General features: G+C 69.2%; 23 protein-coding genes. 6 read left to right on the top strand and 17 right to left on the bottom strand.

The features are described 5' to 3' along the window. Positions 1–7: 7 nt before the first annotated feature. The 4 genes from EV653_RS40310 to ffh all read right to left on the bottom strand — a co-directional run bounded on the left by EV653_RS40310 (position 8) and on the right by ffh (position 5,734). Positions 8–1,093 carry an amidohydrolase family protein gene (locus EV653_RS40310; protein ID WP_134111587.1) on the bottom strand — a complete coding sequence of 362 codons (1,086 nt, stop codon included), beginning with the start codon at positions 1,091–1,093 and terminating at the stop codon, positions 8–10. Between the two features lie 25 nt (positions 1,094–1,118). After that, complete coding sequence (locus tag EV653_RS40305; protein ID WP_238160782.1) at positions 1,119–2,303, bottom strand: lytic transglycosylase domain-containing protein; 1,185 nt, start codon at positions 2,301–2,303, stop codon at positions 1,119–1,121. Positions 2,304–2,529: 226 nt separating this feature from the next. Next, entirely contained in the window at positions 2,530–3,882 is a 1,353-nt protein-coding gene (locus EV653_RS42630; protein WP_134111585.1) for a lytic transglycosylase domain-containing protein, read from the bottom strand. A gap of 286 nt (positions 3,883–4,168) precedes the next feature. Next, entirely contained in the window at positions 4,169–5,734 is a 1,566-nt protein-coding gene (ffh, locus tag EV653_RS40295) for a signal recognition particle protein (protein ID WP_134111584.1), read from the bottom strand. 107 nt (positions 5,735–5,841) lie between these two features. On the opposite strand from ffh, the gene EV653_RS40290 reads away from it, so the two are divergent. The 3 genes from EV653_RS40290 to EV653_RS40280 all read left to right on the top strand — a co-directional run bounded on the left by EV653_RS40290 (position 5,842) and on the right by EV653_RS40280 (position 8,395). Beyond that, positions 5,842–6,291, top strand: coding sequence for a hypothetical protein (locus EV653_RS40290; RefSeq protein ID WP_134111583.1), 450 nt, complete (start codon positions 5,842–5,844; stop codon positions 6,289–6,291). Further along, positions 6,284–7,324, top strand: a complete 1,041-nt coding sequence (locus EV653_RS40285; RefSeq protein ID WP_134111582.1) for a hypothetical protein — start codon at positions 6,284–6,286, stop codon at positions 7,322–7,324. Before EV653_RS40290 ends, EV653_RS40285 begins: the two co-directional genes overlap by 8 nt. A gap of 246 nt (positions 7,325–7,570) precedes the next feature. Further along, on the top strand, positions 7,571–8,395 hold the full coding sequence (locus EV653_RS40280; RefSeq protein ID WP_238160766.1) for an arginase family protein: 825 nt from the start codon (positions 7,571–7,573) through the stop codon (positions 8,393–8,395). Here the strand turns inward: EV653_RS40280 and EV653_RS40275 are convergent. From EV653_RS40275 to EV653_RS40260, 4 genes are read right to left on the bottom strand one after another with little or no spacing between them, the layout of a single operon-like run. Continuing rightward, positions 8,385–9,440: a DUF2332 domain-containing protein gene (locus tag EV653_RS40275; RefSeq protein ID WP_134111581.1), complete on the bottom strand. Its 1,056-nt coding sequence runs from the start codon at positions 9,438–9,440 to the stop codon at positions 8,385–8,387. The two genes, EV653_RS40280 and EV653_RS40275, sit on opposite strands and share 11 nt — an antisense overlap. A gap of 10 nt (positions 9,441–9,450) precedes the next feature. Beyond that, positions 9,451–11,709: a [protein-PII] uridylyltransferase gene (locus EV653_RS40270; RefSeq protein ID WP_134111580.1), complete on the bottom strand. Its 2,259-nt coding sequence runs from the start codon at positions 11,707–11,709 to the stop codon at positions 9,451–9,453. Then, positions 11,710–12,048 carry a P-II family nitrogen regulator gene (locus EV653_RS40265; protein ID WP_134111579.1) on the bottom strand — a complete coding sequence of 113 codons (339 nt, stop codon included), beginning with the start codon at positions 12,046–12,048 and terminating at the stop codon, positions 11,710–11,712. Beyond that, the gene (locus EV653_RS40260; RefSeq protein WP_166679717.1) at positions 12,045–13,394 is read right to left on the bottom strand and encodes an ammonium transporter; all 1,350 of its coding nucleotides are present in this window, start codon (positions 13,392–13,394) and stop codon (positions 12,045–12,047) included. The genes EV653_RS40265 and EV653_RS40260 overlap by 4 nt, the downstream gene beginning before the upstream one ends. A 264-nt stretch (positions 13,395–13,658) precedes the next feature. On the opposite strand from EV653_RS40260, the gene EV653_RS40255 reads away from it, so the two are divergent. Continuing rightward, positions 13,659–14,336 (top strand): TetR/AcrR family transcriptional regulator, encoded by a 678-nt coding sequence (locus tag EV653_RS40255; RefSeq protein ID WP_134111578.1) that lies wholly within the window; start codon positions 13,659–13,661, stop codon positions 14,334–14,336. On the opposite strand, the gene EV653_RS40250 is transcribed toward EV653_RS40255, so the two are convergent. Genes EV653_RS40250 through EV653_RS40240 form a run of 3 tightly spaced genes read right to left on the bottom strand, consistent with a single transcriptional unit; the run spans position 14,265 to position 16,963 of the window. Beyond that, on the bottom strand, positions 14,265–15,515 hold the full coding sequence (locus tag EV653_RS40250; protein ID WP_134111577.1) for a hypothetical protein: 1,251 nt from the start codon (positions 15,513–15,515) through the stop codon (positions 14,265–14,267). The genes EV653_RS40255 and EV653_RS40250 overlap by 72 nt on opposite strands. Continuing rightward, complete coding sequence (locus EV653_RS40245; RefSeq protein ID WP_134111576.1) at positions 15,512–15,955, bottom strand: sigma factor-like helix-turn-helix DNA-binding protein; 444 nt, start codon at positions 15,953–15,955, stop codon at positions 15,512–15,514. Before EV653_RS40245 ends, EV653_RS40250 begins: the two co-directional genes overlap by 4 nt. Positions 15,956–16,003: 48 nt before the next feature. Next, positions 16,004–16,963 (bottom strand): NAD(P)/FAD-dependent oxidoreductase, encoded by a 960-nt coding sequence (locus EV653_RS40240; RefSeq protein WP_134111575.1) that lies wholly within the window; start codon positions 16,961–16,963, stop codon positions 16,004–16,006. A 75-nt stretch (positions 16,964–17,038) separates the two neighbouring features. Here EV653_RS40240 and EV653_RS40235 point away from each other — a divergent pair, with 75 nt between their 5' ends. Together EV653_RS40235 and EV653_RS40230 are read left to right on the top strand one after the other, a co-directional pair. Then, complete coding sequence (locus EV653_RS40235; protein ID WP_134111574.1) at positions 17,039–17,614, top strand: helix-turn-helix domain-containing protein; 576 nt, start codon at positions 17,039–17,041, stop codon at positions 17,612–17,614. A gap of 27 nt (positions 17,615–17,641) precedes the next feature. Further along, positions 17,642–18,601, top strand: coding sequence for an asparaginase (locus EV653_RS40230; RefSeq protein WP_134111573.1), 960 nt, complete (start codon positions 17,642–17,644; stop codon positions 18,599–18,601). Between the two features lie 22 nt (positions 18,602–18,623). Here the strand turns inward: EV653_RS40230 and EV653_RS40225 are convergent, their stop codons facing one another. From EV653_RS40225 to cydB, 6 genes are all read right to left on the bottom strand, one after another. Further along, positions 18,624–19,835, bottom strand: a complete 1,212-nt coding sequence (locus EV653_RS40225; RefSeq protein WP_134111572.1) for an RNA polymerase sigma factor — start codon at positions 19,833–19,835, stop codon at positions 18,624–18,626. After that, positions 19,813–20,220, bottom strand: a complete 408-nt coding sequence (locus EV653_RS40220; RefSeq protein ID WP_134111571.1) for a YciI family protein — start codon at positions 20,218–20,220, stop codon at positions 19,813–19,815. Before EV653_RS40220 ends, EV653_RS40225 begins: the two co-directional genes overlap by 23 nt. Positions 20,221–20,302: 82 nt before the next feature. After that, positions 20,303–21,508: a signal recognition particle-docking protein FtsY gene (ftsY, locus tag EV653_RS40215; protein ID WP_370359524.1), complete on the bottom strand. Its 1,206-nt coding sequence runs from the start codon at positions 21,506–21,508 to the stop codon at positions 20,303–20,305. 43 nt (positions 21,509–21,551) lie between these two features. Further along, positions 21,552–23,165 carry a thiol reductant ABC exporter subunit CydC gene (gene cydC / locus EV653_RS40210; protein ID WP_134111570.1) on the bottom strand — a complete coding sequence of 538 codons (1,614 nt, stop codon included), beginning with the start codon at positions 23,163–23,165 and terminating at the stop codon, positions 21,552–21,554. Then, the gene (gene cydD, locus EV653_RS40205; RefSeq protein WP_134111569.1) at positions 23,162–24,787 is read right to left on the bottom strand and encodes a thiol reductant ABC exporter subunit CydD; all 1,626 of its coding nucleotides are present in this window, start codon (positions 24,785–24,787) and stop codon (positions 23,162–23,164) included. Before cydD ends, cydC begins: the two co-directional genes overlap by 4 nt. Further along, positions 24,784–25,773, bottom strand: a complete 990-nt coding sequence (gene cydB / locus EV653_RS40200; protein WP_134111568.1) for a cytochrome d ubiquinol oxidase subunit II — start codon at positions 25,771–25,773, stop codon at positions 24,784–24,786. The genes cydD and cydB overlap by 4 nt, the downstream gene beginning before the upstream one ends. Position 25,774: the final 1 nt, after the last annotated feature.

Raw genomic sequence — 25,774 nt, 5'->3', positions numbered from 1 at the left:
TTTCCCGTCACCGGCGGAACAACACCTGACCACGCAGTGCGATCAATCGCGGGTGGCTGAGTACGGCGGGGTTCGCGCGCGGGTCCTCGTCGTACACGACCATATCGGCCGGGTCGCCGGGGCGCAGCTCGCTCGGCGCACCGAGCCAGGCGCGAGCTGCCCACGACCCGGCGGCCAGGGCCCGCTCCCCCGACATACCGATCTGGGTCAGCGCCTGGATCTCCTGGGCGACGAGGCCATGCCCGAGGACACCGCCCGCGTCGGTCCCCGCATAGACGGGTACGCCGGCCTCGAACGCGTCCCGCAACCGGTGCAGGCGACGCTCGTACAGGTCACGCATGTGCGCCGAGTAGACGGGGAACTTCGCGGCGGCCTGCTCGGCGTACTCCGGGAAGTTCTCCAGCTGGATCAGCGTCGGGACGACCGCGACTCCGTGATCAGCCATGTGGGCGAGCATGTCCGGCTCGAGACCGGTGCCGTGCTCGATGCAGTCGATGCCGGCGGCAAGCAGATCCGGCAGGGCGTGCTCGCCGAAGACGTGGGCCGTGACGCGGGCGCCCAGCTCGTGCGCGCGGGTGATTGCAGCCGTCAGCGCGTCGGCCGGCCAGCACGGGGTCAGATCGCCGGCCTCGCGGTCGATCCAGTCGCCGACCAGCTTGACCCAGCCGTCACCACGACGGGCCTCCTGCTCGACGTACGCGACCAGTTCCTCCGGCTCGATCTCCCAGCCGTAGTTGCGGATGTAGCGCTTGGACCGCGCGATGTGGCGGCCGGCGCGGATGATCTTCGGCAGGTCCTCGCGGTCGTCGATCCAGCGGGTGTCGGCGGCCGAGCCGGCGTCGCGGACCAGCAGCGCGCCGGCGTCGCGGTCCACGATCGCCTGCTGCTCCTGGACGTCGGTGTCGACGGCACCGTGCTGGTCGAGGCCGATGTGGCAGTGCGCGTCGACCAGGCCGGGCACGATCCAGCCGCCGGTGTGCACGGTCGTCACATCAGCAGCGGCGGGCCGGTCGACGACCAGCCCACCGCTGAGATGGAGCTCCTGCTGCTCACCGGCCGGCAGCACCGTGCCGACAAGCTTGAGTACGGTCATGGGGCCGACCGTATCCGGGGACCTCCTAGCCGTGCGAGCCGCCGCCCGGCGTACAGGTCGGGGTGGTGGGCTCGTTGCCGGCACACGGCGTCCCGGTCGGGGTGTCCGTCGGGGTCGGAGTGTCCGTCGGCGTCGGGGTCGGCGTCGGAGTGTCCGTGGGCGTCTTGGTCGGAGTCTTCGTCGGCGTCTTGGTGGGGGTCTTCGTCGGCGTCGACGTCGGCCGGTGCGTCGGCGTACCCGTCGGGGTGTCGATCGGCTTCGGCACCGTCGGCTTGTCCCACACCGTCGACGGCGGCGTGGACGGCAGCACCGGCGGCGGCACGGTTGCCGTCGGGGTCGTCGTCGCGGTCGTCTTGGTGTCGTCCGGGACATCGGGGACCTGGCGCGGGTCGACCCTGCGGTCGGCGTTCCCGGTCCACTTCGCGGCGGCGATGTTGCCGGTGGCGTTCGGGATCAGGACCGCGTTCTTGCTGTAGACCCGCATCCACTTCAGCACGGTGGCGACGAAGTCCTTGGAGTGCTGGTAGCGCAGCAGAGCCTCGACCAGGTCTCGCGGCTGCCTCAGGTCGTCACCCTCGGCGCAGAGCACCACGGCGACGGTGGTGACCGCGTCGTACACGTTGTTGGGGTTGCGGAAGCCGTCGCCGTTGCCGTCGGCCCCGAACTCGTCCCACACCTGCGGGATGATCTGCATCGGCCCGACGGCGCGGTCGTACGTCGCGTCGCCGTCGAACTTGCCCTTGTCGGAGTCGCTGATCCGGCCGTTGCCGTGCCGGCCGTTGAGCACCGGGCCGAGAATCCGGCCGCGGGTGGTGCCGGCCACGTCGACGCGGCCGCCGCTGGCGTGGTCGGACTCGACCTTGCCGACGCCGGCAAGCAGCGGCCAGGTGAGGCCGCAGTTCGGCCGGACGACCGCGAGGTTGGCGGTGGCGCGGCGGTAGGCGGGGAACACCCCGCGCGGAATGCCGTTGACAGCTCCCGGCCGGCCGGGACGGACGACCGATCGGCCGTCGGTGGCTCCTTGCACGGGGACGTCGGCGCGGGCGGGCTGGTCGGATCCGAGCCGGCCGTCCACTCCCGGACGCTGCGGGACGATCATCGTCAGTTCGTCGAACTCACCGCTGTTCAGCCCAGCTCCAGGCGATGGGGCGACCGGGTTGGTACCAGCGAGCTGGCCGGTGGCACCGGCCCCGCCCGAAGCAACTGTCACGATGGCCCCGACCAGGAGCGGGGCCGTGCACAGTGAAGCGATGATTATTTTGACCCGACGGTTACCACTACGGGTTAGGCGCATAGCCCCTTCAACGAACCATGCGCCACAAAGTTACATCAAGACGACGCAAAGTTACGGGCCACAGAAACCCCTCGGAAAACCGGCACCGAGGTAACGATCGCGGCTACCTGCCGATGTCTGGGCAGTGAGCCTACAGCCGGGCTCAGTTGCCCGACTTGGGGGCGTCGCTCGCCGCCGTCTTCGCCGGGTCGGACTCGGCACCGGCCGCGCTGCACGGACTCGGCGTCGGGGTGGGAGTCGGCGTGACCGTCGGCTCGCTCGGCGACGGGGTCGGCGTGTCCGAGGGCGTCGGGGTCGGCGTGCAGGTCGGGTCGTTCGGCGTGGTCGGCGGTGTCGTCGGGGGCGTCGTCGGGGGTGTGGACGGTGTCGTCGGCGGCGTGCTCGGCGGCGTGGACGGCGGCTTGGTGGGCGTCGTCGTCGAACCCGGGCCGTTCGTCGGCCTCGGGATGGACGGCTTCGGCGAGCTCGGACGGCTGCTGCTCGTCGGCGCCGTGGTCGGGGCGACCGTCGGGCTGGTGGTCGACGGTGCCGTGGTCGGAGCGGTCGTCGGGACTGTCGTCGGTGTGGTGGGCGGCGGCGTGGTCGCAGTACGGTCGTTGTTCTCGTCGTCGCCGTTGTTGCCGTTGTCGCCGGGGACGTCGATCGTGCCCGGCTTGTCCGGCACGCTCACGGTGTCCTTGCTGTACGACTGCATCCACCGGAGCACGGTCGAGACGTAGTCCATCGAGTGGTTGTAGCGAAGCACCGCCTGGACCAGACCCTCCGGGTCGGCCAGGTTCGCGCCACCGGAGCAGAGGTAGTCCCCGGTCGCGCGGGCCGCGTCGAAGACGTTGTGCGGGTCCTTGATCCCGTCGCCGTTGCCGTCCGCGCCGAACGCCCGCCACGTGCCCGGGATGAACTGCATCGGCCCAACGGCGCGGTCCCAGGTCGTGTTCCCGTCGTACACGCCCTGGTCGGTGTCGGCGATCGCCGCCATGCCGGGGCTGCCGTCGAGGACCGGCCCGAGGATCTTGCCGCGGGTGTTGCCGTTCGCGTCGACCTTGCCGCCGCTGGCGTGGGCGGACTCGACCTTGCCGATGCCCGCGAGCAGCGGCCAGGTGAGGTGGCAACCGGGCATCGAGAGCGCCAGGTCGTTGGCGGCCTTCTGGTACGCCGCGAGCACAGTGCCCGGGATGCCCGAGGTGTCACCGATCGCACCGGGGATCGGCTGCACGGTGCCGTTCGTCGTCCCGGTGACCGGGACCCCGATCGTGGACTTCTCCTGCGTCGGCAGGCTGCCGTCGACACCGGGCGTGGTCGGCACGTTGGCGGCCAGGTCATCGAAGACCGCGTCCTGCCGCGGAGCGGCCAGCGCGTGGGCGTCGACGATGAACGTGTTCGAGGTGACGCCGCCGACGACGAACACGGCGACCATGGCAGTAGGCGGCGCCAAGCAGGTACATGCGGCGGACAACTTGCCCCGCCACGTGTCCAGGTTCTTGAACTGCTGCCTCATCCGAACCGTCCTCGACGCATTCCGCAGGTGGTGTGTCTCTCGGGCGTAGGCACGATCTTAGCCGTCACAGGGTCGTGGACAACCGGTAACGGTGCGCCACTTCATGCAGTAACCGGGCACCCAACCGGCTTTCAGCCGGACGTCACCGAGAGTTCATCCCCCGACTTCACCGTACGCCGGCGAGGCCCCGGCCGGACCAGCCGATCGGATGACAATTCTGACAGGTGACGCCGTACGCCGGTCCGCTCGGGAAGTCCGCCCGATCGGGCATCGGCGTACCGATGAGCTACTTGCCGCCGCCGAGCATCTTCTTGAGGTCGTCGGGCAACTCGAAGTTGCCGCCGTCCTGGCCGCCGCCGAACGCGGCCGGGAGCTGGCCCGGCTGCGGCGCCTGCGGCTGGGGGCTGCCCTGGTTCGCCCGCTTGGCGGGGTTGCCGGAGCCACGCTTCTTGCCCTTCTTCGCCTGCTGCTTGGCCTTCCGTGCCCCGCCGGCGCCCGCACCCGGCATACCCGGCATTCCGGGCATCCCCGGGATGCCCTTGCCGGACGCCATCGCGGCCATCATCTTGCGGGCCTCGAAGAACCGCTCGACCAGGCCGCTGACGGTGGCGACCTCGGTGCCGGAACCCTTCGCGATCCGGGCCCGGCGGGAGCCGTTGATGATGTTCGGGTCGTTCCGCTCGGCCGGCGTCATCGAGTGGATGACCGCCTCGATCCGGTCGATCTCGCGCTCGTCGAAGTTCTCCAGCTGGTCCTTGAACTGGTTCGCACCGGGCAGCATGCCGAAGATCTTGGTCAGCGGGCCCATCTTGCGCACCGACTGCATCTGGGCGAGGAAGTCGTCCAGGGTGAAGTCCTTGCCACCCTTCTTCTGCAGCTTGGCCGCGGTCTTGGCGGCCTGCTCGGCGTCGAAGGTGCGCTCGGCCTGCTCGATCAGGCTCATCACGTCGCCCATGCCGAGGATGCGCGACGCCATCCGGTCGGGGTGGAAGACGTCGAAGTCCTCGAGCTTCTCGCCGTTGCTGGCGAACATTACCTGGCGGCCGGTGACCTGTGCGATCGACAGCGCGGCGCCACCCCGGGCGTCACCGTCGAGCTTGGACAGCACGACGCCGTCGAAGCCGACGCCGTCGAGGAAGGCCTGCGCGGTGGTGACCGCGTCCTGGCCGATCATCGCGTCGACGACGAACAGAATCTCGTCCGGGCTGACGGCGTCGCGGATGTCCGCGGCCTGCTTCATCAGCTCCTCGTCGACACCCAGCCGGCCGGCGGTGTCGACGATCACCACGCTGTACTGCTTGGACCGCGCCTCGTCCATCGCCTTGCGCGCGACGTCCACCGGGTCGCCGACGCCGTTGCCGGGCTCGGGCGCGTACACCGGCACACCGGCGCGCTCGCCGACCACCTGCAGCTGGGTCACCGCGTTCGGCCGCTGGAGGTCGGCGGCGACCAGCATCGGGGTCTGGTGCTGGGTCTCCCGCAGCCACTTGGCGAGCTTGCCGGCCAGCGTGGTCTTACCTGCACCCTGCAGACCGGCCAGCATGATCACCGTCGGCGGCCGCTTGGCCATCCGCAGCTCGCGGGTCTCGCCGCCGAGAATCTTGACCAGTTCCTCGTTGACGATCTTGATCACCTGCTGCGCCGGGTTCAGCCCGCCGCGCACCTCGGCCCCGCCGGCGCGTTCCCGCACCGCCGCGATGAACTCCCGCACCACCGGCAGCGCGACATCCGCCTCCAGCAGCGCGATCCGGATCTCCCGGGTGGTCGCGTCGATATCGGCGTCGGTCAGCTTGCCCTTGCCCCGCAGGTTCTTGAACGCGGTGGAGAGCCGATCGGAAAGCGTGTCGAACACGAGAAACAGTCCGTTTCGTCGAAGCGATGAACTCCCCGAGTCTACCGGCCCGGCAACCTGTGGATAACTCCGGCGGCAAAGCACTCTTTCTCGCTACCGTGAACGCCATGCCCCTCGACATCCCAGCCTTCAACAACGCCTTCGGCAGAGCGTACGACCGGGTGCACCGCAGCGCTCAGCCTGCCGACCTCGCAGCTGAACAGGACAAGCTGCGAGCGCTCGTACCGGCCGACGCGTCGGAAGAGGACCGCACCTGGACGGGCCACCTGATCAACGACCTCGCCGAGCCGCCGCCTCCACCTCGCGAGTGGAGCGAGCTGTACCACGAAGCAGTGCGGATCCATGTCGCTGTCTATCCGCCGAAGGGGACGACGGAGGAACAGCTCGCGATGCTGGCGGACGGGCGCCGCCGGATCTGGGAGCTCGCCGATCGCGCGTCGCCGGACGAGGAGTGGGACATCCGGGCGATGACGGAGGATCTCGAGTCCATGGAGAACTGGATCCGCAACCCGGCGTTCCCACTGACCGAAACCCCCTTCCCCTCCTCCGATGCCTGAGTCCGCCGAGCGCGTCCGCGAGAACTCGCCGACGTACCGCGAATTCGCGCGGTTGTACGAACTGGCGCGGCAACTCCGGCCGACCGGCGTCGACCGGTGGAACCGCGAGCTGTACGAGACGAGCGGGAGTGGCGGCTACGACCAGGAAACCGGTGCAATCGGGATCCATCAACCGCTTCTGCGGGAAGGGCTGGCGACACAGTCGACGGCCAACCCTCGGCTGCAGGCACGCGCGTTGCACGCGGTTCTGACACGGGCTACTCAGGCCGGGATGGATCTGGACGCACCAGGCGAGACCAACGCTGTCCGGACGGCGCAGTCACGAGGGCTGTACGACGGTGTGGCCGCGGTTCGGGCTGCCACGGACCTCCAGGCCTTCAGCAGAAGGGCCGGCTACCCGAGTCTCACGCTCGACGACCGGCAGCAGTCCGGCGCGTATGCGGCGGCGAATGGTCTGATCCAGCAGGCGTCGGGGGCGAGCATTGACCGACGGGAGTTGATCGATCGGCTCAGTCAGGGGCCGGCGGTGATGCATTTTGATCAGGTGGCGGAGGCTGTCGTACGGAATCGGCTGGAGGAGATCGCGCCGGCTGAGGGGGCGGATCGGCAGGCGGTGCGGCGGGAGTTGATCGAGACGATGTTGCATGCGCAGTGGGAGTCATTGGCGGGGCGGTCACCCGAGGCTGGGCAGCATGTGGCCGAGGAGATCAGGCGGGGGCTCAACGCGAAGGTTGACGAGATGCGGCGTCGCGGTCCGCACCCGGCGCGGGGTGCGGAAAGCGGCGACGTGCCGCAACAACAGGTAGGCCGGGAGGCGCCGGCTGATGCACCGCGTCAGGAGGTGGGGTCGGAGGGGCCGACGCAGGTGAAGGAGGTGGCGGCTGCTCGGTTCTTGAATGGGGTCGCGCCGGCTGCGGGGGCGGCGGGGCGGGGGTCGGCGCTTGGGGACGGGTCGCGGGGCGCCGTTGCTCGGGCGCCGGCGATAGGGCGGGGTACGTCGATGCCGCGGGGTGGGTCGGCGGCGCGGGGGTAGGCGGCGCGGAGGTAGGTGGCGCGGGGTGCCTCGGCGGCTCCGGGTGCTTCAGAGCCGCCGGCGTGGATGGGACCGCGTGGTGCGGGCTGGTGAAGTGTGCGCGGGTGGGTAGTAGGTGATTGACAGGTGGGAGCTGGGCGTCGAGGATCTAACCGGTGGTCTGGGGTTCACAGGTTAGGAGTTGATGTGCGGGTTGTGGTGGATGGGCCTTCTAACTTGGGGTTGAGGCCACCGGTGGAGGGGGCTGTGCCGGGGTGTTACAAGCTTGCCGGGGCGTTGCGTGACGAGGGTTTCGTGGGGCGGATCGGGGCGGAGGACGGTGGGTGTGTGACGCCGCCGCGGTACGACCGTGGGGATTGGAAGCCGGGCGACGGGGTGTTCAACGCGCAGGCGATGGCGGCGTACACGGTGAAGGTGGCGGATCGGGTCGCGGGTTTTGTGCAGCAGGGGAAGTTCGTCGTGCTGCTGGGCGGCGAGTGCAGCAATCTGCTCGGGCCGGCGTTGGGATTGAAGCGGATCGGGCGGTACGGCGTGGTGTACCTGGACGGGCACTCGGACTTCCGGACGGTCGACAACGCGCCGTACGTCGGAGCCGCGGGCGGTGAGGCGCTGGCGTTGGTCACCGGACGCGGGCAGGCCGATCTGACCGATCTCGAAGGACTCGGGCCGTACACGCGAGACGCCGACGCGGTGCTGCTCGGGATCCGCGAGGACGACGAGTACGCAGCAGACGCGGTGAAGGCCGGGATCCCGGTGTGGCCGGCGTTGACGATCGCCCAGGACGTGAACGCCGCGGCGGCCGGGACGCTTGAGCATCTCGAGCGGGACGAGCTGGACGGGTTCTGGGTGCACCTGGACGTGGACATCCTCGACGCCGAGATCATGCCCGCGGTCGACAGCCCCGATCCGGGCGGGATCGACCACGAGCAGCTGCGAGCTCTCCTGCACCCGCTGCTGGCCGCACCGAAGTGTGTGGGCATCGACATCGGCATCTTCGACCCGGACCTCGACCCGGACGGCGTCTACGCGGCCGAGCTGACCGACACCTTGGTCGCGGCCCTCACTCCGTAGGTGTCCACCGGAGCTCCTGGCCGTGCGGCGCGGCCGTGCCAAGGGTTCGCCGGGAGCCGTCGGGCCAGATCTGCAGGTCGATTCGGTACTCCCAGCCGTCCGCGCCTCGGTCGTGGCTGATCACGTGGTGCGGCTCGAGGCTGAGGTGGGCCAGCGGTGTCGATTCGGTCGCTTGAGCACCTAGCTCCTCGAGGCGCTCCTCCAGCGCGGCCCGGTCAACGCGGCGAAGGTACTGCCACATGATCGAGTGCCACACGACCGTCACATGGCCCTCGGACAGCTCCAGCGCGCGCAGGAACGAGACGGCGTTCTCCGGGCGTACGTCGGCCGGCACCTCCCGCGCGACCTTCAACGCACCCCGCAACCGCTCCAAACGCTCCGTCATGTCCGGCCAGACGTACGACGTCAGCCTCAACGCACCGTCGGGCGTCAGCGGGTTGACCGGGGCGATGTCGCACCCCACGCGTTCAACGATCCGCAGGTCCGCAGCAGGCACCTGTCCCGACCAGGCCGACGAGAACACCACCGGGCTGTCCTCCGGCCCGTACGACGTCCCGTCCGCGAGGTACCGGTACCGATCCGCCCGGAGGTTCAGTCCCGCCGACGCGCCGATCTCGAACAACCGCACCGGCAACGGCACCGCTTCGACCAGCTGCAGCAGACCGCCGTACAAGGAGGCCGACCGACCTACCTCGTTCGTCTGTGGCGGCTGGGTCAGCAGCGATCGCACCTCCCCCACCCGCGACTGCAGCAACTGCTCGAACGCCTCCCAACCGAGGACCGGGTCCCACGCGCCACCCACACTCGGGTAGAACGCCGCGAGCTCAGGCGCCGTACCGGACAGCACCAGACCGTGTACGGCGCCCAACAACCGCAAGCCGATCGCCTCACCGAACGAACGGTCCTCGTACCCCTGCAGTACTTCGACGGACACGCCACCGACCTCGTAGTCGTCCACGAGCAGCCGGAGCAGCTCGGCGTACATCGGCGACCCGAGGTCCTCGCAGGCGACGGCTTGGCGCTGTAAAGCCTCTACGACATGCACAGCGCTGAGACTAGAACGTCAACCGATCGAGGACGGACTTAGCCGTCGTTCGTGCGTCTTCAGGTTCGAGTGGGGCGCCGTGCTGGTCGGTGAGGTAGAAGACGTCGACACACTCGGCACCAAGCGTGCTGACGTGGGCAGAGCGAATGTCAGCACCAGTGGCTGCGATAGCCGCAGTGACGTCGTACAGCAGTCCTGGACGGTCATGGGCTCGCACCTGCAGGACAGTCGCGGTCTCGGACGCTTCCGGTAGCAGGTCCACTCTGCTGGCAACACGTGCAGCAGATGAGTCCCGTGCAGCCAATCGGCGTACGACGTCGCTGGAGTCCCGCAACGCGACGGCCAGCCTGTCCCGCAGCCGCACCGGATCGGGCGCTGACCCAGCAACGGTCCACTGTGAGATCCCGAGTCCTTCAACAGACGTGATGACCGCGGACCGCACAGCCAGCCGCTCTACTGCGAGTACGGCGGCCACGGTCGACAGCGTGCCGACCTGATCGGGTACGGCGACGTTGATCCGCAGATCGCCGTGGTGGTCGGACACTGTGAGCCCGAGCCGGCCCACACCGACCACCTGGTGCAGCACCGGCACCGGAACGGGTGGCGCCTCGGTCCACATGCCCTCGCCACCACCGGACAGCTCACCACGCACTCGGCGGCACAGCTCGCCTACCAGTCGCATGCGCCACGGTGACGACGCAGCCGGACCGGCCGCCCGCGCATCGGCGTACGTCAAGGCTTCCAGCAGGTCCAGGGTCTCGGTACTGCGAACGATGCCGGCCACCATGTCCACGGTCATCGGGTCGTCGAGGTCCCGCCGGGTCGCGACCTGCGCGAGCATCAGGTGCTGCCGGACGAGCAGGGCGATGGTGTCGGAGTCCGCCTCGCTGAACCCGATCCGCCGCGCAACCTTCGCGGCGATGGCCGCACCGGTCACGCTGTGGTCGCCGTCGAGCGCCTTGCCCAGGTCATGAATCAGTGCGGCGACCAGCAACAGGTCAGGCCGTCGTACGTCGCGGACCATCGCCGACGCCTCGACGCACGTCTCCAGCAGATGCCTGTCGACGGTGAACCGGTGGATCGCCGATTGCGGCGGCCGGAACCGCACCGAGTCCCACTCGGGCAGGATGCGCGAGATATACCCGGCCTGGTCCAAGGCCTCCCACACTTCAAGCAGTCCGCTCCCCGCACCGAGCAGTGCGCACAGCAACCGGCGCGCCTCGCCCGGCCACGGCACCGGCAAGTCAGCAGCCGACGCGGCCAACCGAGCACAGACAGCGGGAGACAGCACGAGTTGACGATCCGCAGCGACCGCGGCAGCACGCAGCCCGAGCACAGGGTCCCGCTCCGGTCGCGCGTCCGGCATCAGCACGACCTCGCCCTCGTGCTGGCCCACTCCCTCGTCCAGCGCGAGCAGCAGCGGCCCACCGGTCCGTTGGCGGCGCCGGGAACGCGGCGGCTTGGTCATCAAGCTCTCGACCCGTCGCCAGGACACGTCGCACACATGGGCGAGCGTCCGGCCGGTCGCGTACACATGGCGCAGCAGCTCGTCCCGTCCGGACAGACCGAGCCCAGCTGCCACCTCACCCGCGAGATCAGCCACCAGCCGGTCAGTCGCCCGACCGGCCACCTCATGCAGTACGTCGCGGACCTCGAGCAGATCGCGCCGCGCCCGCTCCACGACCGGATGCGGTACGTCGATCAGCCAGGACGCCACCAACGCACGCAGTACGACGGCATCCCGCAAACCGCCGTACGCCTCCTTCAAGTCGGGCTCCGCGAGATGCGCGACCTCTCCGACCGTGGACGCGCGATCGCGACACGCCTGCGCCAGTCCGGGCAGCCGGGAGCGCGCAGTACGACGCCAGTCCGCCATCAGCACGGACCGCAACTGCAGCGTCAGATGTGAGTCCCCGGCCACGTGGCGCGCGTCCAGAAGACCGAGCGCGACCCGGTCGTCCGCCGCGGCAGCCTCGCGTGCTTCGGCCAGTGTGCGCACGCTGTGGTCCAGCTTGGTCCGCGAGTCCCACAGCGGATACCAGATCTGTGCGGCCAGCTCGTCCACCCGTGGGTACCCCTCGACGTGCACGAGCATCACGTCGAGATCGCTGTACGGCGACAGCTCCTCCCGGCCGTAGCCGCCGACCGCGACCAGCGCGACGCCCTCGGTAGGCACACCGAGGGCGTCGCAGGCCTTGGAGAGGAGCAGGTACAGCAGCGCGTCGGCCTCCTCGGCACGGACGCGCCGCTGCTCTGCTCTGTCCACCATCTAGAGGGCGTCTCCGTCCAACTCACCGGTCCGGACCCGGACGATCGTGTCGACCGGGGTGACCCACACCTTGCCATCACCGATCTTGCCGGTCTGCGCCGCCTTGACGATCACGTCGACCACGTCGGCGCTGTCACCGTCCTCGACGACCACCTCGAGCCGGACCTTCGGCACCAGGTCCACCTCGTACTCGGCGCCGCGGTAGACCTCGGTGTGGCCCTTCTGCCGGCCGTAGCCGCTCGCCTCGGTGACCGTCATGCCGGTGACGCCGAACGTCTCCAGCGCGGCCCGGACGTCGTCCAGCTTGTGCGGCTTGACCACCGCGGTGATCAGCTTCATGCCTTGACACCTTCCTTCTCGGCAGGCTCGGTCGTGGTGCCATTCTCGGTCTCGGCAGGGGCCGGGCGGGCGGACAGCGCGCCGCGCAGGCCGGACGCACCCAGGAAGTCGTACGCCGTCTCCGCGTGCTCGACCTGGTCGACACCGGTGACCTCGTCGTCCTCAGTGACCCGGAAGCCGATCGTCTTGTCGATCACCTTGCCGAGGATGAAGGCGACGGTGAACGAGTAGAGGCCGACGACCAGGTTGGCCAGCGCCTGCTTGCCCAGCTGCGTGAAGCCGCCGCCGTAGAACAGCCCGTTCACGGCCGAGGGGGCCGCCGCCGTACCCAGCAGACCGATCGCCAGCGAGCCGAACAGACCGCCGACGAAGTGCACGCCGACCACGTCGAGCGAGTCGTCGAAGCCCAGCTTGTACTTCAGTGACACCGCGAAGCAGCAGATGGCACCGGCAGCGAGGCCGAGGATCAGCGCGCCGATGGGGCTGACCGCGCCACAGGACGGGGTGATCGCGACCAGACCGGCGACCGCACCGGACGCCAGACCGAGCGTGGTGGCCTTGCCGTGCACGATCCGCTCGACGATCAGCCAGCCGATGACCGCGGTGGCCGTCGCGGCCTGGGTGTTGACGAACGTGACCGCGGCGGTGGTGCCGGCACTCAGTGCCGAGCCGGCGTTGAAGCCGAACCAGCCGAACCACAGCAGGCCGGCGCCGAGCAGGACCAGCGGCAGGCTGTGCGGCCGCATCGGATCCTTCTTCCAGCCGACGCGCTTGCCGAGCACGATCGCCAGCGCGAGCGCGGCGGCACCGGCGTTCAGGTGGACCGCCGTACCACCGGCGAAGTCGACCGCCTTCAGCTTGTCGCCGATCCAGCCGCCGTTGCCGTCCTGCAGGAACCAGACCGAGTGCGCGACCGGGAAGTACACCAGCAGCGTCCAGCCGACCACGAACGCGATCCAGCCGCGGAACTTGGCCCGGTCGGCGATCGCACCCGAGATCAGGGCGGGGGTGATGATCGCGAACATCAACTGGAAGGCGACGAAGGCGAGCGTCGGAGTCGATCCGCTCACCGAATCCGTCGCCATCAGGCCCTTCAGGCCGACCTCGGAGAAGTCACCGATCACGTGCCCGGTGTCGCCGGCGAACGTCAGCGAGTAGCCGACAAGCACCCACATCACGGTGACGACGGCGATGGTGATGAAACTCATCATCATCATGTTCAGCACGCTCTTCATGCGCACCATGCCGCCGTAGAAGAAAGCCAGGCCCGGGGTCATCAGCATCACCAGGGCGGCACTGGCCAGAACCCAGGCGGTATCGCCGGCGTTGATCTCCATCAACGTCATCCCTTCCATCGAACTGGGGGTGGCCGGCGTCCTCAGTCGGGAGGTCTCCACAACGCCGGGGAGCCCGCCGCTCGGCCACAACGCACACGGTGTCGGCGCGCCGTTTCAGCCGATCGGTCCATTTGTTTCAGGCATGTGACAAAGCGGGCTCCCAGGTGACATCGAGGTGACATGACTCACCGGCGGCCAACTTGTGGCACTCTGGCCTGGACCACACGGGCCAGCAGCCGCGCCACTGCACCCGTCCGAGCTGGGGACGTAGAAATGGAGCCGATCTACGGGGTGAGGCCGCGCCGCGGCAGACCACGGGACCCGGAGGCAGAGCCGAGGATCCGCCGGTACGCCGTTCAGCTGCTGCTGGAGCGGGGATTCGACGGAATGACGGTTGACGACGTTGCCGAAGCCGCGGGGGTCGGCAAGGCGACGATCTATCGCAGGTGGGCCAGCAAGGAGCTGCTCGCCAACGACGCCATGGCCGACCTGTTCGACATGGAAATACCAGATGCGGATACCGGCTCGATCGCCGGCGACCTGCTCGAGGTCTACCGGACCGCACTGGCCTTCGCCAACAGTGAAAGGGGACTCGCACTGATCCGCCTCGCAGTCGCCGAGGCGAACCGCGACCCGCGGTCCGCGCAGATCTACCGGGACGTCCTGGACCGGCGGATCGAGCTGACCGAGGCCGCACTCGACCGGGCCAGAGCCCGGGGAGAACGGGTCCGCGACAGCGCGGATCCGGTGGTGATGGTGGAGTGGATGGCCGGTGTCTTCGTCGTCCGGGCACTGACCGGACGCCCGATGCCGCCGCCGGAGGACGCCGAGCGCCTGGCCGACGTCACTCTGCGGGCCATCCTGGAAGGCTGGAGCGGCTCATGGCCGCACACCGGGTCCGAGAGCCAGCTCGCCGACCGCGAGTTCGGTGACCCTCCGGACCTGTCCTGAGTTCAGGTCCCAGGCCAAGACCCAGCCTCGGACCTGGACCAGCACGTTGTCGTGGTCGTACCAGCCCAGTACTGAGCAACAGCCGGGCTGACGCACGTAGGCGGGGTCGCCTCCCTCTCTCGGCGTCTGGCCGGAGCCCGCGAACGGTTCACCCAGCATCAGCAACCGGCTGGGCGCCGCCCGGAACGTGGAGACCGCAGCCACACCCTGTGGCTGCGAGACCAGCGTCCTGACCTGCGGCAGCTTGTTCGCGATGAACAGCCTGGCCACCCCGCCGTCCGACGAGAACGTCTGGCCCACCCACGACTGGACCGGCAGCGTGAGCGTGCTGTCCTCCGTCCACTGGCCGCCGACCTGGTAGCGCTCCACGTAGCCGGTCTCGATCCGGAACGGCGCAGTGACCGCCTCCGGGTCGTTCGAGGCCTCGATGCGAGCAATCTGCCGCTCGCCGTCGCCGCCCTCCCCGACCAGCACGCGATAGGCGACGCCTGGTCCGCTCACGAGGATGCGCTGCGCGTCGTCCAGCCAGGACACGCTGCTGAAGTCTCCGGCCGGCAACCGATATTGCGAGATCTGAGCGGTCGAGGCGTTGACGGTAACGATCTCACCGGGCTGCGGGAAGGCAACGACTGTGCCGTCGGGTGACACGGCACCGGAGCTCAACGGCGGCCGGCCGTCGACCGCAACCAATCCCACTGCTGCCTCCGACCACGACGAGTCGCGGCCGAGGAGCAAAGGCGCATAGACATCGCCGTTCTTCGCGAGCACCACCGCGGCGACCTGGTCGAGCTTGTGCTTGGCCAGGGAATGAACCTTGCTGGGTAGCTCCAGGCGGTCACCGAGCGGAGTCTCGAGCCGGTCGAGGAACCGCTCGCTGCCGGGCGGGGGCGCCAGCCAGAAGTCGATGCCGGCGATCTGACCGGCCGGTGCCACGTAGTCGCGCGGGGTGTTGAGCAGTCTCTCCGGAGGCGTGATGTCCGCATTGCCGTTCGAGCCCACCTCGATCGTGATCGAGACGACGAGCAGTGCGACCAGCACGACCAGCACACTGACCAGGACAGCCCGCCGACGACGGCGTCGTACCCTCAGTCCGGCTGCCCAGGCCGCGTCGGCCAGGTCTGGCTCAGGGAGTTCGTCGGCGGCCTGGAACAGCAGCGGTGGAACGTCTTCACGCCTCATTGGGCATCGCGCCAGTCCCCCGCGCCCAGCGCCGCCCGGAACCGCCCGAAGGCGGTCAGACCATGCGCGTGGACGGCGGTGTGGGACATCCCGAGCAGATCACCCACCTCGAACTCGGTGAGCTCCTCCACGTGTAGCAGGACGAACACAGTGCGCTGTGCAGGCGTCAGATCGCCCAGTGCAGCCTTCACCTGGTCGTCCTCGTCCGGGAACGCCGGCGTTCGGTTCCACGGCTTCAGCGCGGGCAGGTACAGCAGCCGCTGCACGAACGCGTCGGGGTCGTCCACCCGGGTCCACTGCATCGACAGCTGCGTGAACGCGCGCAAGAGCGTCTTCTCGGCTCGTTCGAGGTCGCCGTACACCAGGTACGCCGTACGGAGCCATCTGCCCTGGCGTGCATCCACGAACGAGGCGAAATCCGGGTCGACCGTGTCGCGCACCTAGCCTCCGCCCCAACCCCTCGCTCCCTCCCCTATTCAACTCCTCAACTACTCCACGCGGCCAGAGCCAGTTTCCGATCGCGCCCAGGCCGTTTCCTCGGTGATCAGGTCGAAGTTGATGCCGGCACCCGCCATCAGGCCGGCCGCCGCGGACGGCATCACCTGTGCCATCGGATTGGTGACGTTGCCGGCCGCGAAGACGCCGGAGACCTCTGTCGCGCCCATGCCGTCGACCTGGATCGCCGTACCGATCTCTATCCCGTTGTTCTCGATCAGGATGGGCTCCAGCCCCAGATCGGCCAGGAAGCCCGCGCGGGCACGCACAGTGGTCTGGATCGCCAGCGCCTGCCGAGGAACGACCTTGCCGCCCTCCAGCCGCACTCCGGTGATCTGGTCGCCGGACACCTCGAGCTCCTCGACCTTGCCTTGTACTACGGAGATGCCGCGGGCAGCCAGCTCCTCCCACTGCTCATCGGTCGGCTCAGGCGCAGTGTGCAGGAACAGCGTCACGTCATCACTCAGCTGACGGAACAGCTGCACCTGGTGCATCGCCATCGGACTGGTCGCCAGTACGCCGATCGCCTGGTCCCGCACCTCCCAGCCGTGGCAGTACGGGCAGTGGATCACGTCCTTCCCCCACCGCTCGGCCAGTCCAGGTATGTCCGGCAGTACGTCGGTCAGCCCGGTGGTCACCAGCAGTCGCCGGCTCCGGTACGTCGTACCGTCGGCCAGCTCGACCGTGAAACCGTCGTCGTCCTTCCTCGCGGTCGTCACAGTGCCTTCGGCGATCTCACCGCCGTACCCGAGAACCTCCTCGCGGCCGAGCGCGTAGATCTCACCCGGCGGCGTGCCGTCGCGGGTCAGGAAGTTGTGCACGCCCTCCGCGGGCGCATTACGCGGCGTACCGTCGTCGACCACCAGCACCGAGCGGCGGGACCGGACCAGGGCCAGCGCTCCACTCAGGCCGGCGGCGCCGCCACCGATCACGATCACGTCGTACTTCGTCATGTCCCGCACTCCTCGTCTCGAACGTGATCCGAGGATGCGTCGTGGTTTTCATTTTCGACAAGTATTGTTGCCGGTATGGCAAACGACGAGGACGTCCTCGAGTCGGTCGGACCGCGACTGCGGGCGTTGCGGATCGAGCGCGGGACCACGCTGGCCCAGCTGTCCGAGGTCACCGGCATCTCGGTCAGCACACTGTCCCGGCTGGAGTCCGGTCAGCGCCGGCCGACGCTGGAGCTGCTGCTACCGCTCGCCCGCGCGCACCAGGTGCAGCTGGACGAGTTGGTGGACGCACCGCCGACGGGCGACCCGCGGATCTACGCGAAGCCGATCAAGCGCCACGGCACGGTGCACATCCCGTTGAGCCGGCGGCCGGGTGGGCTGCAGGCCTTCAAGCAGATCCTGCCGGAGGGGTATCCGGGCAACGACGTGGCGCAGAAGACGCACGAGGGCTACGACTGGCTGTACGTGCTGTCCGGGCGGGTGCGGCTGAAGCTCGGCGACCAGGACTTCGTCCTGAAGGAGGGCGAGGTGGCCGAGTTCGACTGCCGGGTGCCGCACTGGTTCGCCAATCCCGGCCCTGGACCGACCGAGGTGCTATGTCTTTACGGCCCGCAAGGGGAGCGGATGCACGTCAGAGCGCGCACCACATGACACAGGCCAATTGACAGGAGATACGCAGTGAGCGTCGCGTTGTTCACGTTGGGCGGAACGATCTCGATGGCAGGCAACCAGCGCCTGACCGGTGGCGACCTCACCGCAGCGATGCCCGGGCTCTCCGAGCTGGGCCATCCGGTGGAGATCCAGGACATCGAGAAGATCCCCAGCGCCAACCTGACCGCCGCCAAGATCCTCGAGGTCGTCGACGCCGCCTCGAAGGCCGTCGCCGCCGGTGCCGCGGGCGCCGTGGTCACGCAAGGCACCGACACACTCGAGGAGAGCGCGTTTCTGGCGGATCTGGTCTGGCCACACCCGCAACCGCTCGTCTTCACCGGTGCGATGCGTAACCCGACACTGGCCGGTCCCGATGGTCCCGCCAACCTCCTCGCCGCGCTGCGCGTCGCCTGCTCCCCCGCGGCGCGCGACCTCGGCGCACTGGTCGTCTTCAAGGACGAGATCCACGCCGCGCGCTGGGTGCGCAAGACCCACAGCACGAGTACGGCGACCTTCGTGTCGCCGAACACCGGGCCGATCGGCCATGTCGTCGAGGACCGGGTCGGCATCCTCACCCGCCCGCTGCGGCTCGACGGCGTTCAGGGCAGCGCCGAGCCGGCCGAGCTCGACAATCTGAAGGTGGCGCTCTACACGGTCACCATGGACGACGACGGCCTACTGCTGCAGGGACTGGCCGACACGCACCAGGGCCTGGTCGTCGCCGGGTACGGCGTGGGGCATGTGCCGGCCGCACTCGCCCCGGTGCTCGGCGACCTGGCGGCCCGGATACCGGTCGTCCTGACCTCGCGCACCGGCGCCGGCTCGGTGGTCCGCAACACGTACCACTCCCCCGGCTCGGAGACCGACCTGTTGCAGCGCGGCCTGATCGACGGCGGATTCCTCGACCCGTACAAGGCACGGGTGCTGCTTCGGTTGCTCTTGGCAACAGATGACGACCTGGCCGCGGGGTTCGCGCAGTACGCCTAGGCGTGGGGGCAGGAGCCACGCCCTAGCCGAGCGACGAGGCTTTCGTCATCAGGTAGTCGCGTTCGGGGAGGCTCGTCGTACCGCGGGCCGCGGCACGGAAGTGGTCGGCGGCGGCCGCGCGGTCGCCGCGCATCTCGTAGAGGTGTCCGCGGGTGGCGTCCAGGCGGTAGTGACCGGCCAGCTCGTCGTCGAGTGGTTCGAGGAGTTTCAGACCGGCGTCGGGGCCGTCCACCATGGCGGCCGCGATCGCGCGGTTGAGCTTCACCATCGGATTGCCGGACAGGTCCTCCAGGAGTCCGTACAGCGCCAGGATCTGCGGCCAGTCGGTGTCCTCGGCGCGGTCGACCTCGTCGTGCAGTGCTGCAATGGCGGCCTGGATCTGGTACTCGCCCAGTGGCGGCGTGTTGAACGCTTCGACCGCTAGAGCCACGCCTTCGGTGATGTGGGCGTGGTTCCACAGCGATCGGTCCTGCTCTGCCAGCGGGATGAGCTCTCCGCGCTGACCGGTCCGCGCTGCACGGCGGGCGTCGGTCAGCAGCATCAGCGCGAGCAGTCCGGCCACCTGCCCGTCATCGGTGAGCTGTGCGCGTACGGCGCGCGTCAGCCGGATCGCCTCGGTCGACAGGTCGCTGCGGTGCAACTCCGGGCCGCTCGTACTCGTGTAGCCCTCGTTGAACATCAGGTAGAGCACGTGCAGCACGTTGCGCAGCCGGTCCGGGTCCGTGTCCAGTTCGAAGCTGGCGCCCTTCAACTTCTGCTTCGCCCGGCTGATCCGCTGCGCCATCGTTGCCTCAGGCACCAAGTACGCCGTCGCGATCTCGGCCGTCGTCAGCCCGCCGACCGCCCGCAGGGTCAGCGCGATCGCCGAGGCCGGGGTGAGGGCGGGATGGCAGCACAGGAACAGCAGCCGGAGCGTGTCGTCGTGCTCCTCGGTCTCCCCGCCCGGCACCTCACGCAGGGCGGCGCGTTCCTCGCGTCGGCGACGCGCTTGCTCCTGCCGTACTTCGTCGATCAGCCGCCGTGAGGCTGTCTGGATCAACCAGGCCTTCGGGTTGTTCGGGCGGCCGTCCCGCGGCCAGGTCGTCGCGGCGGCCAGCAGCGCCTCCTGGACCGCGTCCTCCGCCGCGGCGAAGTCACGGGACCAGCGCACGACCGCTCCGAGGACCTGCGGTGTGAGCTCACGCAGCAGGTCCTCGAGGCCGTGACCAGGGTCAGAAGTCGTGCAGATCGGCATCGCCGTCCATCACCCGGCGGACCTCGATCGGCTGCTCCAGAGGTACGCCGCCTGGACCGGGGGCGGCAGACTGCTCGGCCGCGATCTCCAGTGCCCGCTCCTCCGACTCGACGTCGACCATCGTGTAGCCGGCCAGGACCTCCTTGGCCTCGGCGTACGGGCCGTCGGTCAGCACCGGCGCGCTCACACCGTTCGCCCGCACCACCTTCGCGTGCTTGGGCCAGGTCAGCGCGTTGACCTCGACCAGCTCGCCGCTCTGCCGCAGCCGCTCGATCGAGTCACCCAGGTGCTTCATGTGGGCGTTCCGGTCGGCCTCGTCCCACTCCAGCATCGGGATGTCGGTGTTACCGCCGTCGTGGCTCATCAGCAGCATGAACTTGGTCATGTCATCTCCTTCTCGTTCGGGCCTTCACCCGGAGACGAAGCCGGTCACTGCGGCTCTACATCAGCTCGACATCAGCTCAACATCATTCCAGCAGCGCGTCGACGAACTGCTCGGCGTCGAACGGCGCCAGGTCGTCAGGTCCCTCGCCGAGACCGACCAGCTTGACCGGGACGCCGAGCTCCCGCTGCACCGCGATCACGATGCCGCCCTTCGCCGTACCGTCCAGCTTGGTCAGGACCAGCCCGGTGACGTCGATGACCTCTGCGAACACACGAGCCTGGGTGAGGCCGTTCTGACCGGTGGTGGCGTCGATGACCAGCAGTACTTCGTCCACCTCGGCCGTCTTCTCGATGACGCGCTTGACCTTGCCGAGCTCGTCCATCAGACCGGTCTTGGTGTGCAGGCGACCGGCGGTGTCGACCAGGACGACGTCCGCCTCCTCCGCGATGCCCTCCTTGACCGCGTCGAACGCGATGCTGGCCGGGTCGCCGCCCTGCGGACCGCGCACGGTGCGGGCGCCGACCCGCTCACCCCAGGTCTGCAGCTGGTCGGCGGCGGCCGCGCGGAAGGTGTCGGCGGCACCGAGAACGACATGCTTGTCCTCGGCGATCAGCACGCGGGCCAGGCGGCCGACGGTGGTGGTCTTGCCGGTGCCGTTCACCCCGACCATCAGCATGACGGCAGGCTGCCCGTCCTTACGGCTCGCCTTGAGCGACCGGTCCATCGACGGGTCGACCAGGGCCACCAGCTCCTCGCGGAGGATGTCGCGGGCCTGTGCGGCGCCGACGCCCTCCACGCGCATCCGGGTGCGCAGCTTCTCGACCAGCTCCTGCGTCGGCGCGACGCCGACGTCAGCAGTGATCAGCGTGGTCTCGATGTCCTCCCACGCCTCCTCGTCGAGCTTGTCGCGGGACAGCAGCGCGAGCAGCCCCTTGCCGAGCGAGCCCTGCGAACGCGCCAGACGGGCACGCAGCCGGACCAGTCGGCCCTGCGCGGACTCCGGCTTCTCGAGCGTCGTCGTCGGAGCGGAGTCCGTCTCCGGCAGATCGGCGTCCTCCAGCGTCCGGGTCGGAGTGTCCCGAGGTTCCTCGGCGTCCTCACCGACCTTCGGCTCCGGTGCCTCCACGGCGGGCTTGGTGGCCGCGGGCAGCTCGGAACGGCGCCGCCGGGCGACGACCAGACCGGTCGTGCCGACGACGAGGACGACCGCGATCAGGACGACGATCGTGATCAGGGCCTGGTCTGTGACGAGTGGCAGCAGGAGCGAGACAAGCAGTGGGGTCAACACGGTTCCCCATCTTGACAGACACCCGGCCCGCCGCACGCATTTGTCACGTCAGGCAAACCAGCTGTCGCGGTACGTGAGGAGGCACCAGCTCGGGCCGGTGGGTGAGCAGTACGACGGTCCGGTCGCCGGCGGCCGCGAACAGGTCGGCGAGCAACGCCCGGCCGGTCTCCTCGTCCAGGTGCTCGGTCGGCTCGTCCAGGACGAGTACGTCGCGGTCTGCGAGCAGGAGCCGGGCGAACGCGAGCCGCTGACGCTCACCACCGGACAGCCGGGCACCGTGCTCGCCGACCATCGTGTCGAGACCGTCCGGCAGTTTCTCCACGAAGAGCCCGAGCCGTGCGCGGTAGAGCGCCTTCCACAGCTGCAGGTCGCTCACGCCGGGCCTTGCGAGCAGCAGGTTCTCCCGGATGCTCGTGTCGAAGACGTGGCTCTCCTGGGTCAGCAGGCCAACGACGGACCGCACCTGGTCGCTTTCGAGCCTGGCGAGGTCCACACCGTCCAGCAGCACCTCTCCCCCGCGCGGCTCGAGGAACCGCAGCAGCACTGCGGCCAGGGTGCTCTTTCCCGAACCGCTGGGCCCGGTGACCACCACGCGGCTCCCGGCGGGCATGTCCAGGCTGAGCCCGTCCAGTACGTCGGTGTCGTCGTACCCGACGCGGAGCAGCTTCACCCGCAGGTGGCGTCCGACCGGGAGCGGTAGCGGCTCGGTCGGCTCGGTCACCGAGTCCGGGGTGTCCACGAGTTCCTGGACTCGGCCCAGTGCTGCTCGAACTCGGATGGCTAGTTGAGCGGCGGCCGGGATGCCGCCGAGTACGTCGGCCAGGGCGAGTGGCGTGAGGACAAGTACCGCGAACACCGCGCCGGTGATGTTCGCCGTACTCCCGAGGACGAGGGCGGCGATGCTGGCACCGCCGATGCAGAGGACGAGGAGTGCGCTGCCGAGGCCGGTGCTCCAGGCGGAGCGGCGTTCGGCGGCGGCCAGGCGGGCGTCGTGGCGGGAGAAGTCGTCCAGGACCGAGTCGACCGCGTTATAGGCCAGCACGTCCGCCGCCGTGAGCAGCGTCTCGGTGGTGGTGGCTGCTACGTCGCCGCGGGCGCCGGCGATGTTGCGCTCGGCCTGTTGGGAGGTGCGGGCAGCCAGCCACGGTACGACGGTGCAGGCGATCAAGACTGCTAGCGCGACCGCTGCACCGGCCGCTGGGAGGAGCAGCGCGAGGAGAGCAACGGTCGCGGCGGCTGTCACGGCTGCTACCGCGACCGGCAGCAGCACACGCAGCCAGAGGTCGAGGACTGCGTCCACGTCCAGCACGAGCCGCGCGAGCAGGTCGCCCTTCCGTTGGGATGTCGGTGCGATCTTCTCGAGTCGACCGGTTATGCGAGCCCGCGTCTCGCCCAGCACCCGGTACGCCGCGTCGTGGCCGACCAGGCGCTCGACGTACCGGAAGACACCGCGGCCGACACCGAAAGCCCGCACCGCCACGATCGGCACCAGCAACAACAGCACCGGGGGCTGTGCAGAGGCAGCAGTGATCAACCAGGCGGCGGTCGCCAGCAGAGCCACCGCCGAGCCGGCGGCTGCAACACCCAGCACCAGCGCGAGCGCCAGCCGCCAGCGCACGCCCGCCTGCGGCCGCACCAGCTGCCACGATGTGCTCATGCGTTCACCAGCTCTCGGGCTCCCACGGAGACTGTTCGGTCGGCCGCTGCTATCAGTGCGGGACGGTGGGCGACCATCAGGACAGTGCGGCCCGTGGCGCGAAGGCCGCTGATGACGGCTGCTTCGGCGTCCGGGTCCAGACCAGCCGTGGGCTCGTCCAGGAGAAGTACGGGGGCATTGGTGAGTAGGGCTCGGGCGAGAGCGACTCGGCGTTGTTGGCCGCCGGACAGGAGCTGGCCTTGCTCGCCGACCGGCTTGTCCAGCGCGAGCTCACCAGCACCTGCAGTGAGGAGAGCAAGACGGACCTCGTCGTCGGATGCGGTCGGGCGGCCGAGTCGCACGTTGTCGGCGATAGAGCCAAGGCGCAGCCCAGGACGCTGAGGCACCCAGGCGAACTGGCGTCGCCACTCGATCGGATCGAACTCGTCAGCCGCACTGCCCCCTGCCACGACCACACCGCGCTCAGGCTCGACAAACCCGAGCAGCACGGCCAGAGCGGTGGACTTCCCAGCGCCACTGGGACCAGTCAGTGCCACCACCTCCCCCGGCCGCAACTCCAGGTCGAACCCGTCCAGCGCCGGCTCGTCACGCCCCGTGTACCGCACAGTCACGTCGTACAGCTGCAGCGGACTCACCCGCAGGTCAGGCACATCGGTCCGGTCGCCCCGCATCGGCAGCGGCGTCTCCAGCACGCGGAACACCTCTTCGCTCGCCGCAACACCGTCCGCACTCGCGTGGAACTGCAGACCGACCTGCCGCAACGGCAGGTACGCCTCCGGCGCCAGGATCAGCACCATCAACGCCGTCTCCAGCCCCAGTTTCCCGTCGACCAGTCGGAGCCCGACGCCAACGGCAACCAACGCCACCGAGATGCTGGCCAGCAACTCCAGCGCGAACGACGACAGGAACGCGAGCCGCAAGCTCCCCATCGACGCGGCGCGGTGCTGATCGGTCACCCGACGTACGGCGGACTCCTGCGCCTTCGCGCGTCCGAACAGCTTCAGCGTGGTCAGTCCGCCAACCACATCAGCGAAGTGATGCGCCAGCACCGCCAGCGCGTGCTGACGCCGACGGCTACGTGCCTGGGTCGCCCAGCCGATCAGCGCCATGAAGATCGGGATCAACGGCAGCGTGACCAGCACCGTCCCGGCGGCGATCAGATCGCCCGTCGCCATCCAGCCGATGACGCCGGCCGGGACCGTCGACGCAAGGACGAGCTGCGGCAGGTACCGAGCGAAGTACGGGTCCAGATCGTCAAGTCCCTTGGTGAGCAGCGTTGTCAGCGCACTGCTGCGTTCCCCGCTCAGCCACACCGGTCCGAGCTTCAGCGAGTGCTCCAGCACCTGCCGTCGCAGCGTCGACTTCACGGCTGCCGCAGCGCGCTGAGCGACCACCTCCTGGGCCCACACCAGCAACGCCCGCCCCGCAACAACCAGTGCCAACCCCAGCGCAACACCGGAGACCCCACTGCCTCGCAGTACGACGCCTGTGATGCCGTGCGCCAGCAGCACAGCCTGTACGACGATCAGCACGCCACTCGCGACACCGATCAGTACCGAGGCCGCCAGGAAGACCCGCGCGCCCCGGGCCCTCCGCAGCAACCGCGGGTCGAGCGGCTTCACGACGCCGCCACCATGACGCGTTTCCGGAACACCCAGTACGTCCAGCCCTGATACACCATCACCAGCGGCAAGAAGATCGCCGTGATGATCGTCATCGCCTTCAACGTGTACGCCGAGGACGCCGCCTCGGCCGCGGTCAGCGTCGACCCGGGCTCCAGCGTCGACGGCATCACATTCGGGAACAGTGCGACGAACAACGACACCACAGCGAGTCCGATGGCCAGCGTCGTACCGATGAAGGCCCAGCCCTCGCGACGCACGAGGTTCGCTACGAGCCCGCCGGCGAACGCGACCACGGCCGCGATCGTGACGATGATGGAAACGGTGTCGCCGCGCAGCGCCTGCGCCCAAGCCAGGAAAGCGATCGTGAGCACCGCGGCGACGACCCCCGCGCGGGTGGCGAGCCGGTTGGCGCGGACGCGCAGGTCGTCGGTGGTGCGTAGCGCGAGGAAGATCGCGCCGTGCGTGACGAACACCGCCACGAACGTGACGCCGCCGAGCAACGCGAATGGGTTGAGCAACGTCCCGAAGCTGCCGATGTACTCGTGATTCGCGTCCAGCGGCACACCGCGCACGATGTTGCCGAAGGCAACGCCCCACAGCAGTGCCGGCAGCAGCGAGCCGATCGTGATCATCAGATCCATCCGCCCGCGCCAGACCGGATCGTCCCGCTTGCCGCGGTACTCCAGCGCGACACCGCGCACGATCAGCCCGACCAGGATCAGGAACAGCGGCAGGTAGAAGCCGCTGAACAGCGTCGCGTACCACTCGGGGAACGCTGCGAACGTCGCGGCGCCGGCCATGATCAGCCAGACCTCGTTGCCGTCCCAGACCGGCCCGATCGTGGTGATCGCGGCCCTTCGCTCGGGCTCGTTGGGGCCGAGCACCCGGAACAGCATCCCGACTCCGAAGTCGAAGCCCTCGAGCACGAAGTACCCGGTCCACAGCATCGCGATCGCGATGAACCACACAGTCGTCAGTTCCATC

The organism is Kribbella pratensis (assembly GCF_004365355.1).
Classification (GTDB): Bacteria; Actinomycetota; Actinomycetes; order Propionibacteriales; family Kribbellaceae; genus Kribbella.
Note: the sequence above shows the minus strand (reverse complement) of the source record. Positions and strands in the feature narration are given on the sequence as shown.